10 protein-coding genes are annotated in these 14,652 nt (G+C 62.1%); 6 read left to right on the top strand and 4 right to left on the bottom strand.

Annotation, left to right across the window (positions count from 1 at the left end):
* Positions 1 to 36: 36 nt before the first annotated feature.
* The gene (locus ABVQ20_RS03535; RefSeq protein WP_354458112.1) at positions 37 to 240 is read right to left on the bottom strand and encodes a hypothetical protein; all 204 of its coding nucleotides are present in this window, start codon (positions 238 to 240) and stop codon (positions 37 to 39) included.
* A 185-nt stretch (positions 241 to 425) separates the two neighbouring features.
* On the opposite strand from ABVQ20_RS03535, the gene ABVQ20_RS03530 reads away from it, so the two are divergent.
* Positions 426 to 4,385, top strand: coding sequence for a hydantoinase B/oxoprolinase family protein (locus tag ABVQ20_RS03530; RefSeq protein ID WP_354458111.1), 3,960 nt, complete (start codon positions 426 to 428; stop codon positions 4,383 to 4,385).
* A gap of 102 nt (positions 4,386 to 4,487) precedes the next feature.
* Here the strand turns inward: ABVQ20_RS03530 and ABVQ20_RS03525 are convergent, their stop codons facing one another.
* Positions 4,488 to 5,480, bottom strand: coding sequence for an acyltransferase family protein (locus tag ABVQ20_RS03525; RefSeq protein ID WP_354458110.1), 993 nt, complete (start codon positions 5,478 to 5,480; stop codon positions 4,488 to 4,490).
* 467 nt (positions 5,481 to 5,947) lie between these two features.
* Between ABVQ20_RS03525 and ABVQ20_RS03520 the strand changes: the two genes are divergently transcribed.
* Together ABVQ20_RS03520 and ABVQ20_RS03515 are read left to right on the top strand one after the other, a co-directional pair.
* Positions 5,948 to 7,246, top strand: a complete 1,299-nt coding sequence (locus tag ABVQ20_RS03520) for a BtaA family protein (RefSeq protein WP_354458109.1) — start codon at positions 5,948 to 5,950, stop codon at positions 7,244 to 7,246.
* Positions 7,243 to 7,911 (top strand): class I SAM-dependent methyltransferase, encoded by a 669-nt coding sequence (locus ABVQ20_RS03515; protein ID WP_354458108.1) that lies wholly within the window; start codon positions 7,243 to 7,245, stop codon positions 7,909 to 7,911. The genes ABVQ20_RS03520 and ABVQ20_RS03515 overlap by 4 nt, the downstream gene beginning before the upstream one ends.
* Here ABVQ20_RS03515 and ABVQ20_RS03510 read toward each other — a convergent pair.
* Positions 7,908 to 9,299, bottom strand: coding sequence for a serine hydrolase domain-containing protein (locus tag ABVQ20_RS03510; RefSeq protein WP_354458107.1), 1,392 nt, complete (start codon positions 9,297 to 9,299; stop codon positions 7,908 to 7,910). The two genes, ABVQ20_RS03515 and ABVQ20_RS03510, sit on opposite strands and share 4 nt — an antisense overlap.
* A gap of 224 nt (positions 9,300 to 9,523) precedes the next feature.
* On the opposite strand from ABVQ20_RS03510, the gene ABVQ20_RS03505 reads away from it, so the two are divergent.
* Both ABVQ20_RS03505 and ABVQ20_RS03500 read left to right on the top strand, forming a co-directional pair.
* A complete protein-coding gene (locus ABVQ20_RS03505; RefSeq protein WP_354458106.1) occupies positions 9,524 to 10,315 on the top strand; it encodes a glycoside hydrolase family 25 protein in 792 nt (263 codons plus the stop codon).
* 127 nt (positions 10,316 to 10,442) lie between these two features.
* Positions 10,443 to 11,621, top strand: a complete 1,179-nt coding sequence (locus tag ABVQ20_RS03500; protein WP_354458105.1) for a lytic murein transglycosylase — start codon at positions 10,443 to 10,445, stop codon at positions 11,619 to 11,621.
* 126 nt (positions 11,622 to 11,747) lie between these two features.
* Here ABVQ20_RS03500 and ABVQ20_RS03495 read toward each other — a convergent pair whose 3' ends face one another.
* Positions 11,748 to 12,968 carry an alanine racemase gene (locus tag ABVQ20_RS03495; RefSeq protein ID WP_354458104.1) on the bottom strand — a complete coding sequence of 407 codons (1,221 nt, stop codon included), beginning with the start codon at positions 12,966 to 12,968 and terminating at the stop codon, positions 11,748 to 11,750.
* A 202-nt stretch (positions 12,969 to 13,170) separates the two neighbouring features.
* Here ABVQ20_RS03495 and ABVQ20_RS03490 point away from each other — a divergent pair, with 202 nt between their 5' ends.
* Positions 13,171 to 14,091 carry a DMT family transporter gene (locus tag ABVQ20_RS03490; RefSeq protein WP_354458103.1) on the top strand — a complete coding sequence of 307 codons (921 nt, stop codon included), beginning with the start codon at positions 13,171 to 13,173 and terminating at the stop codon, positions 14,089 to 14,091.
* Positions 14,092 to 14,652 lie beyond the last annotated feature (561 nt).

The raw sequence follows: 14,652 nt of genomic DNA, 5'->3' as shown, positions 1-14,652 counted from the left end.
GGCCGGCCTTCTCAGACGCATCATACAGATACTCGACTACTGCGCAGGTGCCGCAGGAGCCGGTGTTGCCGGAGCCGGTTGGGCGGGCTTCGTCGCGTCTGGCGTTGCCGGTTTCATCGTCTGATCGGCGGCCGGCGGGTTGGTGCTCTGGGTGGTGGTCTTGTCGGTGCCGCTGTCGCTGCATGCCGCGACGCCGAAAAGGGCCAAGGCAGAAACAGAAGCTAGAATGAGCTTTTTCATGGACATCTCTCCTTCAACACACGTTCACGTTCCGGTGAACGGTCGACAGGGAAATGCATGGCACCCCCAACTGGTTTCGTCACATTGCGTATCGACCTGTAACAACACAGCCCGGTTGCTGAGCGTTGCCGGTTACCCGTTTGCATTCTAACAAGTCATACCTGCTTGCTGGAGAGAATGCCGCCATGGCCACAAAATGGGATTTCTGGATCGATCGTGGCGGCACGTTCACCGATGTCATCGGCCGTGACCCGCAAGGTGGTCTGCATCCCCGTAAACTCCTCTCGGAAAACCCCGAAGCCTATACGGATGCAGCCATACAGGGCATCCGCGACCTGCTCGGACTGTCATCGGGCGCAACCATCCCGGCCGGCCTGATCGGCGATATCAAGATGGGCACCACCGTTGCCACCAACGCGCTGCTCGAGCGCAAGGGCGATCGCGTGCTTCTGCTCATCACCAAGGGTTTTCGCGATGCACTGAAGATCGCCTATCAGGCACGGCCGGATATCTTCGCCAAGGAGATCATCCTGCCGGAGCAGCTCTACGAGCGCGTCATCGAGATCGACGAGCGCGTGCGCGCCGACGGTTGCGTCGAGCGTCTGCTCGACATTTCCGCCTGCCGTCCCGCGATCGAGCAAGCGAAGGCCGACGGCATCGACGCCGTGGCCATCGTCTTCATGCATGCCTGGAAGTACCCGGATCACGAGAAGGCGGTGGCGAGAGTGTGTCGGAAGCTCGGGTTTGGGCAGGTCTCGGTCAGCCATGAAGTGTCGCCGCTGATCAAGCTGGTCGGCCGTGGGGACACCACGGTGGTCGATGCCTATCTGTCGCCGATCCTGTCGAGATATGTGCAAAGGGTGGCGGGGGAGTTGGGCGTTTTCTCCCCCCTTGAGGGGGAGATGTCGGCGAAGCCGACAGAGGGGGTCGCTGCGGCAGTGCTCGACGCTCTTGTGGGGTCGTCTGAGAGTACCCCTTCTGGCCGCCTTGCGGCCATCTCCCCCTCAAGGGGGGAGAGCAGGTCGAACCCACTCGACCCGACCCCACCCGGCGGCTTCGCCGCCACCCTCCCCTCGAGGGGGAGGGAAAGCCCTCACCTCATGTTCATGATGTCATCCGGCGGCCTCACCGCTGCTGACATGTTCCAGGGCAAGGACGCGCTTTTGTCCGGTCCGGCTGGCGGCGTCGTCGGCATGGTCGAGACGGCAAAACTCGCCGGCTTCGAGAAAGTCATCGGCTTCGATATGGGCGGCACCTCCACGGATGTCGCGCACTATGACGGTGAATATGAGCGCGCCTTCGATACAGAGGTTGCCGGCGTGCGCATCCGCGCGCCGATGATGCGCATCCACACGGTCGCGGCCGGCGGCGGCTCGATCCTGCACTACGAAGCCGGACGTTTCCGTGCCGGCCCCGATTCCGCCGGCGCCAATCCCGGCCCGGCCGCCTACCGGCGCGGCGGTCCGCTCGCGGTTACCGACGCCAATGTCATGCTGGGCAAGCTGCAGCCGGATTTTTTCCCCGCCATTTTCGGGCCTGGCCAGGACCTGCCGCTCGATGTCGAGACGGTGCGCGAGAAATTCACCGCGTTGGCCACCGAAATCGGCGATGGCCGCGCGCCCGAGGCCGTCGCCGAAGGTTTCGTCACCATCGCCGTGGAGAACATGGCCAATGCCATCAAGAAGATTTCCGTACAGCGCGGCTATGATGTCACCGAATATCTGCTGAACTGCTTTGGCGGCGCCGGCGGCCAGCATGCATGCCTGGTTGCCGACGCGCTCGGCATGGAAGCGGTGCTGATCCACCCCTTCTCAGGCCTGCTTTCGGCCTATGGCATCGGCCTGTCCTCGGTCTTTGCCTCGCGCCAGCAAGCGCTGCTGATGCCGTTGGCCGAAGACTCCAAGCCGGCGATCGACGATCTCATCGCCGTTCTGCGCAAGGCGGTGATCGGGGAACTCGCGGCGCAGAATATCGCCGAAAGCGCCGTTGCCGCGAAGCCGGTGCTGCAAATCCGCTACGACGGCACCGACACGGCGCTGCCGGTGAATTTCGAGCATGGCTCGATTGCGCAAGCCAGAAACGACTTCGAAACCGCCCACAAGGCGCAATTCGGCTTCATCTATGACGACAAGCCGATGATCGTCGAAACCGTCGGTGTCGAAGGCACGGAGATCCGCAACCAGCAAAACGCTGAAGCCTACGCGCCGGCAGGACCGCCGAGGGTCGACATCAAGCCTTCGGAAAGCCGGAACCTCTACACCGAAGGCCGCTGGCACGAGGCTGGCGTCTACCGTCGCGAGAACCTGCGCCCGTCCCATCTGGTCGCCGGCCCAGCCCTGATCATCGAGCCGAACCAGACCATCGTCGTCGAGCCGGGCTGGCGTGCCGAAATCACCAACCTGAACCACGTCGTGATACGCCGCACGGAACGGAAAGCACGCACCGCCGCCCTCGGCACCGAGGCCGATCCCGTGATGCTGGAAGTCTTCAACAATCTGTTCATGTCGATCGCCGAGCAGATGGGCGTGACGCTGCAGAACACGGCCTATTCCGTCAACATCAAGGAGCGGCTGGACTTTTCCTGTGCCGTCTTCGACCGCACCGGCGCGCTGGTCGCCAACGCGCCGCACATGCCCGTGCATCTGGGCTCCATGGACCGCTCGGTCGAAACCATCATCCGACTGAATTCCGGCGACATCCATCCCGGCGACGTCTTTGCGCTGAACGCACCCTACAATGGCGGCACGCATCTGCCGGATATCACCGTGGTGACGCCGGTTTTTGCAAGCGCCGACTTCATCTCCCCCCTTGAGGGGGAGATGGCCGCAGAGCGGCCAGAGGGGGTCCTCTCAGAAGGCACCGCCAGGGCATCGAGCACTGCCGCGGCGACCCCCTCCGCCGCCTTCGGCGGCACCTCCCCCTCAAGGGGGGAGGAAATCCTCTTCTACGTTGCCTCGCGCGGCCACCATGCCGATATCGGTGGCACAGCCCCCGGTTCCATGACCCCACTCGCCACCACGGTCGACGAGGAAGGCGTGCTTTTCGACAATTTCCGCGTCGTCGATCGCGGCAGGTTCCGTGAGACGGAATTGCACACATTGCTGACCGACCATCCCTACCCGGCCCGCAACCCCCACCAGAACGTCGCCGACCTCAAGGCACAGATCGCCGCCAACGAGAAAGGCGTCGCCGAACTGCGCAAGATGGTCGCGCATTTCGGGCTCGATATCGTCGAGGCCTATATGGGCCATGTCCAGGACAATGCGGCGGAGAGCGTGCGCCGGGTGCTGGAACGGCTGCCTGACACCTCGCAGTATGAATACCCGACCGACACCGGCCAGGTGATCAAGGTCAAGATCACGGTCGATCGCGAAAAGCGTGAAGCCACCGTCGATTTCACCGGCACATCACCGGTGATGAAGAACAATTTCAACGCGCCCGAGCCCGTCGCCCGCGCGGCCGTCCTCTATGTCTTCCGCGTCATGGTCGAGGACATGATCCCGATGAATGCCGGGTGCCTGCGCCCCATCAACATCATCATTCCCGATGGCTCGATGCTGAAACCCGCCTACCCGGCAGCGGTCGTCGCCGGCAATGTCGAGACTTCGCAGCATGTCACCAACGCGCTGTTCGGCGCCATGGGCGCCATGGCCAACGCCCAGGGCACGATGAACAACCTGACCTTCGGCAACAAGCAGTATCAATACTACGAGACGATCTGCTCGGGCTCGCCGGCCGGCCACATGAATTCCGGCCGTGGCTTTGCCGGCACCTCCGGCGTCCACACCCACATGACCAATTCGCGCCTCACCGATCCGGAAGTGCTGGAACTGCGTTTTCCCGTCGTGCTCGAGGATTTCCACATCCGCGAAGGGTCGGGCGGCAAGGGCAGATGGAGCGCCGGCGACGGCACGAAGCGCACCATCCGCTTCCTCGAAAAGATGGAATGCGCGATCCTGTCCTCGCATCGCAACCGCCCGCCACAGGGATTGGACGGTGGCGGCGACGGCGAGGTCGGCTCGACCAAGATCAGGCGCAAGGACGGATCGATCGATCTGCTGAGGGCATGCGACCAGACAACGCTCAATGCCGGCGAGATCATCATCGTCACCACGCCAACACCCGGAGCCTTTGGCAAGGCGTGATACCCGAGACGGCAACGGCTTGACCCGGGACACCTGCGCTTTGAGCATCCGTTCAGGCGCCAAGAGAAAGGCGAAGTCATCCGACTCTGGCCAGGAGGATAACTATGCCTCAACCGACGCTGCCGCTGGCGGGATTGCCCGCTTTATCCTGGCCATCATCGGCTTCTCAATCCGTTCGTAAACACGCAACGACACGACCAGCGAAGCAACGATCCCGATCGTGACAATCACGTTCGGGCCTACCGGATATAGCACCCATATGACGGCGAGCCCGGAGAGCAATATTGGGTGCACAAGGTAGAGAGAGTAAGAGGCTCCGCCCAGGTAGGTCCATACGCTCCTGCGCACCTGTATGTGCATGGTGCCGTAAACGATAAGAATAGCGGGTATCCCGAGAACGGCGACACGTTGGATATTCTGTTCGCCCGTTAGAAAGAGCTCATTGTACCCGTTTGGAATAACCATAAGCCAAGCCGCGAGAAAAAGAGCACAAACCCCCAATGGCAACATGGCAATACCCCACCGGACTTTGCCAATCCTGGCAATCACCACACCTGCCATGAACTCCACGATGATAGGGTTGCCCAAGAACTGAAAGACAGGGCCGACCCGGCGTAGCAGAAACGCGCCGGCGAAGATGGCCAGAAGGGCATATAGCCATCGCCGATCCAACAGCAGCAGCGCGACCGCGGCGTAAAAGAGCATTTCGAAACACAGCGTCCAAGCCGCTCCAAGCGCAGGTGCTACCATCCTGTCGGTTGCCGGCCACAAGAACACCGTGGCCAGGATGTTGCGCCAGCCGAACCCAGGGCCCATGGCCGCAATCGGTATCGCCGGTATGCTGCACAGAAGGTAGATCGGAACGATCCTGAGCAGTCGTGCCCGGATGAATTCGGCGGGCGTTCTGCCAGGCGCTACCGTCGCCATGATCACACCGGAGATGACAAAGAAGATGTCGACCCCGGCCGAGCCTATCAGTTCAAATTCGTAGGGGATTACTCCGACAGCGGAAATCCGGGCCGCGGATTGTACAGCATGCAGAAAAACGACCATCAGCGCGGCTACAAACCGCAGCACCTGGAGAGACCAGATCATCTATAGCTAGCGGCTGTTGCGGCCATTTTCACTTATTTCCCTCTTCTCGGTGCATCCGCCCGTCCGCATCCAAAACCAAATCTGTTTCATCAGCAGTATGTGTTTAGAGGAAATATTCTTATTTTCTTTAAACAGATCGATGGTCACTACCAATTACGGTTGAATTAGATAAGGCTAATTTCAATCAAACAACGTCATTTGCCTGATACAAGATCAGCTCGCGTGAATTGCCGTGAGGCAGCGTGGAAATCAAAGGAGAACCGCGGTGACTGGCCCGTAACGCAATTCACCCAATAGTCGGTCACGCCGACAGGCATCGGCCTACGTCCGGCGAAGGTTTTCTCGTTGGGAAGCTATGAGGCCGGAGTGCGGCAGCCAGCAACCGTAGAGTGCCAAACCGGTTCTGGGCGCTGCACAAAGCGCAAGATTGGCGCCATCCAACGTCAACAGGCTGTCACCGGCCTGTCATGACCCTGCGATACCCGCTTGCGGCAAAGCAAATGGGGAATCACCTGGCTATGACGGACGTTTCTGGAGAACTGGTTTTCCGCCGCGGCAAGGAAGTTGGAAAAGCCGTCTACCAGAACCGCCCGCTTTCGAAAGCTGGCATCTCGGAGCGGCTCTTCGCCTTCCTCTTCTCAGGTCTCGTCTACCCACAGATCTGGGAAGACCCCGATGTCGACATGGAAGCCATGCAGCTCGGCCAGGGACATCGCATCGTCACCATCGCCTCGGGTGGCTGCAACATCCTCGCCTACCTAACCCGCTCGCCGGCAACGGTCGACGCTGTCGATCTCAACACGGCTCACGTCGCGCTGAACCGCATGAAGCTGCAGGCAGTACGTCATCTCCCCTCGCAAGGCGACCTGTTCCGCTTCTTCGGCGCGGCCGACACCCGTCACAATTCGGAAGCCTACGACCGTTTCATCGCGCCACATCTCGATCCAGTCAGCCGCCACTACTGGGAACGCCGCAACTGGCGCGGCCGCCGGCGCATCGCCGTTTTCGACCGCAATTTCTACCAGACCGGCCTGCTCGGCCTGTTCATCGCCATGGGCCACCGCACGGCGAAATTCTTCGGCGTCGATCCCGCCGGCATCATGGCGTCGAAGAGCATTGCCGACCAGCGCCGCTTCTTCAACGAGGAACTGGCGCCGGTGTTCGAAAAGCCGCTGCTGAAATGGGCGACATCGCGCAAGGCCTCGCTGTTCGGCCTCGGCATCCCACCAGCCCAGTACGATTCGCTGATTACGTCGGGCGACGGCACGATGGCCAGCGTCCTGAAAGCCCGGCTTGAGAAGCTCGCCTGCGATTTTCCATTGAAGAACAATTATTTCGCCTGGCAGGCTTTCGCGCGGCGCTACCCGAACCCGGGTGAAGCCGCCCTGCCCGCCTATCTGGAAAAGCGCAACTACGCGACGATCCACAAGAATATCGATCGCGTCGCCATCCATCATGCCAATCTGATCGAATTCCTCGCCGCAAAGGATGCCGGCAGCGTTGATCGCTTCGTGTTGCTCGACGCGCAGGACTGGATGACCGACGATCAGCTCAACGCGCTGTGGGCCGAGATCACCCGCACCGCGTCCGCCGATGCCCGAGTCATCTTCCGCACCGCCGCCGAGCCCAGCCTGTTGCCCGGCCGCGTCTCCACCTCGTTGCTCGACCAGTGGAATTATGAGGCCGAGGCCTCGCGCGAATTCTCGGCTCTTGACCGCTCGGCCATCTATGGCGGCTTCCACCTCTATGTGAAGCGCAGCGCATGAGCACCACCGAACTGCCCGCTGGCCATGCCGAACTGATGGACGGCGTCTACCGCTGGCAGCGCCACATCTACGACCTGACCCGCAAATACTATCTGCTCGGCCGTGACAGGCTGATCGAAGGGCTCGACGTACCGGCCGGTGGCACGGTGCTGGAGCTTGGCTGCGGCACCGGCCGCAACATCATCCTCGCCGCTCGCCGCTATCCTGAGGCGCGCTTCTTCGGTCTCGATATTTCGTCGGAAATGCTGGAGACCGCCAGCGCGGCAATCGCCCGCGAAGGCCTGTCGGCACGCGTCAAGCTGGCAAAGGGCGACGCCACGGATTTCGACGCTGCGGCACTGTTCGGCCTCGCATCCTTCGATGGCATATTCGTCTCATACTCGCTGTCGATGATCCCCGGCTGGGAAAAGACTGTTACCGCCGCCCTCGCCGCGCTTTCTCCCAAGGGGTCACTGCACATCGTCGATTTCGGCCAGCAGGAGGGGCTGCCGCGTTGGTTCCGTTCCCTGTTGCGCGGCTGGCTGCGGAAATTCCACGTCGAACCGCGCGCCAACCTGCGCGAGGTTCTGGATTCGGAATCTCAGCGGACCGGCACAACCTTTCGTTTCAGAACGCTTTATCGCGGCTACGCATGGCTGGCCGTGCTCGGATCGCACCGCGATTAATGTAGCGCCTTCACCAGAGCCCCCACCATCGCCTGCGGCCGATAGCCGACCTTCGCCGGCGTCAGCCCGAGCCGCACCACCACCAGTTGCTCGGACTGAATGATGGTCACCGTCTGGCCGTCATGCCCCTCCATCCAGTAGGTATCCTTGGGCAGGCCGGCGGCAACGCCGGCGCCGGGGCTTTCCTCGTCGCCCGGTCCCTCGATCCACAACTGGCCCTTGCCGTAGACTTTCGAAGCCGGCGCCGGCTCGCGCATCCAGTCGACGAAGCCGGCCGGCAGGATATTATTGCCGTTCCAGACACCGCCCTGAAGCAGGAACTGGCCGAACCGGGCCCAGTCGTGCGCCGAGGCGTAGAGATAGGACGAACCGACGAACGTGCCCTGTTCGTCGGTCTCCAGCACGGCGCTGTGCATGCCCAGCGGATCGAACAGCGCGGTCCTCGGCCATGCCAACGCCTTGTCCTTGTCGCCGATCGCTTCCTGCCAGAGCCTCGACAGCATCACCGCCGTGCCGCTCGAATAGGAGAACACTTTCCCGACCTCGCCGGACAGCGGCTTGGACGCGGCAAAGCCCGCCATGTCGGGTTCGAGATAGAGCATGCGCGTCACATCGGCGACGTCGCCATAGTCCTCGTTGAATTGCAGGCCGCTCGACATCGCCATCATGTCGGCAAGGCTGATGGCGGCGCGGCCGTCGGCTTTCCATGGCCCGAACAGGCCCTGGCTGGTCACCGCCATCTTGCCGTCCTTGACCAGCGTGCCGATGATGGCGGCATTCACCGTCTTGGTCATCGACCAGCCGAGCAGCGGCGTTTTTTGCGAAAAGCCGTCGCCATAGCGCTCGGCGACGATGCGGCCATTCTTGACCACCACCACCGCACGCATACCGGTGCCGGTCAGCCCCGCATCGTCCAGCAGCTTCGAAATCACCGGATTCTGTGAAGCCTCGACCCGCTCGCCATCCGGCCACAATGCATCCACCGACACATCCCGTGGCGACGCGACGGACCCGGCATGGAGCTTCGTCTGCCGGGCCTTGCTAAGATTGCCGTCCGGAACCGAAGCGCAGCCCACCCCGTCACGGGCAATGGCCACGCTCTTGCCGAGCACGCCAAGCAGGCCCGCCGAAACCGTGCCCCTGTTCTTGTCCACGGAAACCCGCATCAGCCTGAGCAGCGGATGTCCCGGCGCCTGCACGTCGACAGCCAGCACTTGCCTGGCATCGCGTCCGGCAAGGAAGACATTCGAACAGACGATCTTGGCCGAATAGCCGGAACCGACGCGGATCAGTTCGGGCGGCGCGATGTAGAGCCAGGCAACGAATGCCACGATCGCCAGCACGACCAGCCCCAGCAGCCATTTGATGATCTTCAAGAGGATCCGCATCTTTTCACCCTCGGTTCGACCGGGGTGTGTCCCCATGCCATCGATTTGCCGCCATTGCTTCCGCAAATCATGGCACTTGTCGAGCGCCGTCAACCGAATATCAACCATGATCGGCGATCACCTAAGATGCTGGGCGATCCTGTGGGGTGATCGTCCGGGGGACGACCAGGGGCCCAGGACAACAGACCCATCAGCGGCCGGCTGAAACCGGTTCAGGAGAAGCGATGCGCGGTTTCGCGGCCCTTATCATGCTGTCGCTGCTGAGCGCGTGCTCGACCGTCGACGACCTCGCACCGGTGTCATCGAGCAGCAAGACTGTCGTGGTGCGCGCGCCGCGCTTTGCCGACTCCAAGCCGCATGAATGGGACAGCGGCGCGCCCTGGAACTATGCCGTGCACGGCACCGACGTCTCCAAATACCAGACGTCGGTCGATTGGCCGGCAGCCAAGGCCAGCGGCATTTCCTTCGCCTTCATCAAGGCGACCGAGGGCGGCGACCGCTTCGACGAGTATTTCAACGAGCATTGGAGCCGCACGAAAGCCAACGGAATTCCGCGCGCGGCCTATCATTTCTACTATTTTTGCACGCCCGCCATCGTCCAGGCGCGCTGGTTCATCCAGAATGTGCCCAACGACCGTTCTTCAATGCCGCCAGTGCTCGACATGGAATGGAACCCGCAGTCGCCGACCTGCAAGCTGCGCCCCGATCCAGCCACGGTGCGCGCGGAGATGACCGTCTTCCTCGAGATGATCGAGAAGCACTATGGCAAGAAGCCGATCATCTACACCTCCGTCGATTTCTTCGACAACAACAATCTGTCGACCTACCGCGGCTATCCCTACTGGCTGCGTTCGGTGGCGGGCCATCCCCGTGAGAAATATGGCAGCCACCCCTTCACCTTCTGGCAGTACACCGGAACCGGCATCGTTCCGGGCATGACGGGCAAGTCCGACATCAACGTTTTCAACGGCACGGAAGCCGCCTGGAACAAGTGGCTGCGGCAGAACACCCGTTGACACCGGGCGCTTCGCCTGCTTTTCGACAAAGCCAGCGGTAATATCTGCAACCGCTGGTAATCCAGAGCCCAGTGTCCAAGTGGACGCTTAGGGGGCGCTCTGGCGTTTCAATGTCGGAAGGAAGTCCATGCTATTGCGTTCCCAAGCCCTCGCGGCGCTGTTTTTGTGCGCCACGGCGCTGCCGGCGATGGCGCAGGAATGCGGCGGTGATTTCGAAGCCTGGAAACAGGGCGTGGCGGCGGAAGCCAAGGCAGCCGGCGTCGGCGCGGTCGGCCTTGATGCGCTCGAAGACGCCGCCATCGACGACAGGGTGCTGGCGCGCGACCGCGCCCAAGGGGTCTTCACCCAGACCTTCATCCAATTCTCCAGCCGCATGATCTCGGCCTACCGGCTGAAGCAGGGCGCGGTGAATATGAAGAAATACGCCGATGTCTTCGCCCGTGCTGACCAGCAGTTCGGTGTGCAGGCACCCGTGATCACCGCGTTCTGGGCGCTGGAAACGGATTTTGGCGCCGTGCAGGGCGATTTCCACACGCTCAGCGCGTTGGTGACGCTGTCGCACGACTGCCGCCGCCCGCAGCTCTTCCGTCCGCAACTCGTGCCGCTGCTGGAGCTCATTGACCGCGGCGTGCTGCCAGCGGACGTCAAGGGCGCCTGGGCCGGCGAGATCGGCCAGACCCAGATCCTGCCTTCCGACTATCTGGCGCGTGGCGTCGACGGCGATGGCGACGGCAAGGTCGATCTTCGCAACAGCGTGCCCGATGTGATCATGACCACGGCCAACAAGGTGCTGTCGCGCGGCTGGAAGCGCGACCAGCCCTGGATCGAGGAAGTCCGCGTGCCCGACGAGATGCCGTGGGACCAGACCGGGCGCACCAACAAGCTGCCGCTGTCGCAATGGGCGCAGTGGGGCGTCACCAACCCGAACGGCACGCCGCTTGTGGACAATGGCCTGAAGGCGGGCCTGGCAATGCCGATGGGGCGCAAGGGGCCGGCCTTCCTCACCTATGACAATTTCGATGTCTATCTGGAGTGGAACCAGTCCTTCACCTACGCGCTGACGGCGGCCAACCTCGCCGCAAGGCTGGCGGGCGCGCCGCAGTTCGATCCGCGCACCCCCGAAACCGGCCTCAACAATGACCAGATGAAGGCGCTGCAGACCAAACTCGAAGCCAAGGGCTATGACGTGGGCACGGTCGACGGCATCCTGGGCACCAACACCCGCGAAGCCATCCGCAAGGAGCAGACGCGCCTTGGCCTGGCTGTGGACGGCTGGCCGACGCTGGATCTGTTGGGGAAGCTTTAGCTAGGCAGTAGGCAGTAGGCAGTAGGCAGTAGGCAGTAGGCAGTAGGCAGTAGGCAGTAGGCAGTAGGCAGTGAAAAAATGCTGCGAAAGCAGGAACTTGCAACCCCAATGCCTAATCCCTAATCCCTAGTCCGCCATCGTCTCCAAACTCGCAAACCCCTGGGGCGCGTCACCCTCGTCGAACGGTGTCGTCACCTCGACGAATGTGTCGGGGTAGAACCCATTGAAGCGGGTCCTCAGCGACAGTGAATAGGCGCCGATATGGCCGATCTCGATCCAGTCGCCGGTGTCGACGGTCTCCGGCAGCCAGAATGGTCGCGACAGGATGTCGACGGAATCGCAGGTCGCCCCGCACACCTTGAACGGCACGATGTTCTTTTCAGCGCCATTGCGCGTACGGATCGCCGGATCGGGAATGAAGCGCGCCGGCAGCGTGATCTTGCCGGTCCATGAATCCGACAGCGACGCCCAGATGCCGTCATTGATGTAAAGCCGCTTGCCCTTGCGCAAGAGCACACGCACGATCAGCGACAGGCAGCGGGCCACGATCACCCTGCCCGGCTCGGCCACCAGCGGCATCTGGTCGAACTGGTATTCCTTGAGGTCGCCCGACAGCCGCGACATGATCTGGCCGAGCGACGGCATCTCGATCTGCTTGCGGTTGGGGTCATGTCCGTATTCGGCGGGAAAGCCGCCGCCGACATCGAGCCCCGCAATATCGAAGGTCAGCCGGTTGCGCACCCAGTCGGCCGAGGCCAGCGCCCGCTCATAGGTGTCGGGATCCTCGATCTGGCTGCCGACATGGAAACACAGGCCGACCTTGTAGCCGGTGCGGTTCAGCCGCTCGGCCAGTTCCACCGCGTAGGCCGGCCCGGCACCGAACTTCTTCGACAGCTCATAGGCCGCGTGACCCTTGGTCTGCACGCGCACGAAGACGCTGATCGCGCCAGGATCGATATCCAGCGCCCGCACCACCCGGGTCAGCTTGGTGATCTCGTCCTCATGGTCGAGGGAGATGACGCGGATGGCGTATTTCTCCAGCGCCAGCTTGATGTCCGACTGCGCCTTGACCGGATGCATGTAGAGCATCTCGGCATCGGGCGAAACGGCGCGCACGGCTGCGAATTCGCCGGGCGATGCCACGTCGAAGGCGGTGACGCCGGCCTCGACCAGGGTTCTCAGCACGATCTGCTCGCCATTGGTCTTCACCGCATAGGCGGTCTTGCCGGGGAACATGCCCATGAACTGGCGGGCGTCTGCCTTCAGCACCTGCGGGCGGAAACAGTAGACCGGATCGTCCGGGCGAAGCGCCAGTGCCGCCTCGCGGGCATTCTCGAATCGCTGCATGGACGAATCCTCTTGGCACACAATTAATCCAAGCTAGCGGCTAATGAAAACAATTCTGTGTCTCGTGCCGCCCACGGCGAGGCGCTACGCCATTTGGCAGGAGAGTGAGGCCATCGGTCAGGTTTCGGGTGGCCCTTGTCGCCGAACCCGCTATGGCTTCAGGCAATGATGGGAAACGCAGACCGTCGGGGAGGACGATCACATGGCAAGTACAACCGCCACCGTCGCTGCACGCGGACCAATGGTGCTCAGGGACTGGGCGCAGCTTCTGCTGCTCGGCGCCATCTGGGGCGGTTCCTTCTTCTTTGCCCGTATTGCCGTTTCGGAGCTTCATCCGCTGGTGCTGGTGCTGTTTCGCGTCGGCATCGCGGCACTTGCCCTTCAGCTCTATCTCGCCATTCGCGGGCCGTCCTTCCGTCTTGCGCTTCCGCATGCCGGCCTGTTCTTCCTGCTGGCGCTCACCAACAATGTCGTTCCCTTCTCGCTGATCTTCGCCGGTCAGACACAGCTCGGCGCCGGCGTCGCTTCGGTGCTCAACGCGACAACGCCGTTCTGGACGTTGATCCTCGCCAATTCGCTGACATCAGACGAAAAACTCTCGTGGAACAAGCTGGCCGGCATTGCGCTCGGGATCGCCGGCACGGCAGTGATGATCGGTCCCGGGCTGGTCGCCGGGCTGGGCGGCCCGGTCTGGGCCAAATTCGCGCTGATCGGCGCCTCCTTGTCCTATGCCATCGCCCTGATGGTCGCACGCCGCTTCAAGGGCATTCCCTCGCCGGTCGTCGCCACCGGGCAGATGACCGCCTCGACCATCATCATGATCCCGGTGGTGCTGATTGCCTACGGCCCGGCTGGACTGTTTTCGGCCTCGCCGCCGGTCTGGGCGGCGGTGCTGGCGCTGGCGCTCTTGTCCACCGCTTTTGCCTATATCCTCTATTTCAATCTCGTCGCCTCGGCCGGCGCCACCAATGCCTCGCTGGTCACGCTCATCGTGCCGGCCAGCGCCATTCTGCTCGGCTTCCTGTTCCTGGGAGAGCGGCTCGAATTGTTCGAACTGGGCGGCATGGCGCTGATCGCGCTCGGCCTTATCACCATCGACGGCCGTGTGTTCGGCCGACGCTAACGCATGTCGCCCAAAATGCGCAGCGGTTTTGGGATAACGACACGCATCAGAAAACCTGGCGCCGCGCGTCCAATTGGACGCGCAAAGACCGTTCTGCCCACCAAATGAATCGCCGCATCGTGCTTTCCGAAAGTCGAATCCGGCTTTCCGGACGGCGTGGTAGCGGTACCAGCATTCGGCCCGGTCACAATTTATTCACAGGTGTGAAGCCGGCTTTTGGCTAGGAGTTTCAATGAGTAACGGCAAAGGTCAGGTCACGGCTCTCGCATTTTGACCGCATTGCGGCATATTTTTGACTTGCCTGTGGCACAAATGAACCTAGACTCCCCTCATAGCTCTTTAAGAGGAGGCTATGTCATGGGACTTACGAGGCCAATCAACGCATTGATGATCTGTGCCGCGTTCGCATTCATCGGAGCCCTCATCATGGGCTTTCTTCCGTAAGACCGCGCTAGCGGGGGAATGCCGGCACTGAATAGTCCAAACGATTGAAAAGGCCGGGTTTTACCCGGCCTTTTTGCATTGGCGGGTGCTGTTTAACTGGGCACCGGGCGTACCCTG

Origin of the sequence: Mesorhizobium shangrilense, assembly GCF_040537815.1 — a bacterium.
Taxonomy (GTDB): Bacteria; Pseudomonadota; Alphaproteobacteria; order Rhizobiales; family Rhizobiaceae; genus Mesorhizobium; species Mesorhizobium shangrilense.
Note: the sequence above shows the minus strand (reverse complement) of the source record. Positions and strands in the feature narration are given on the sequence as shown.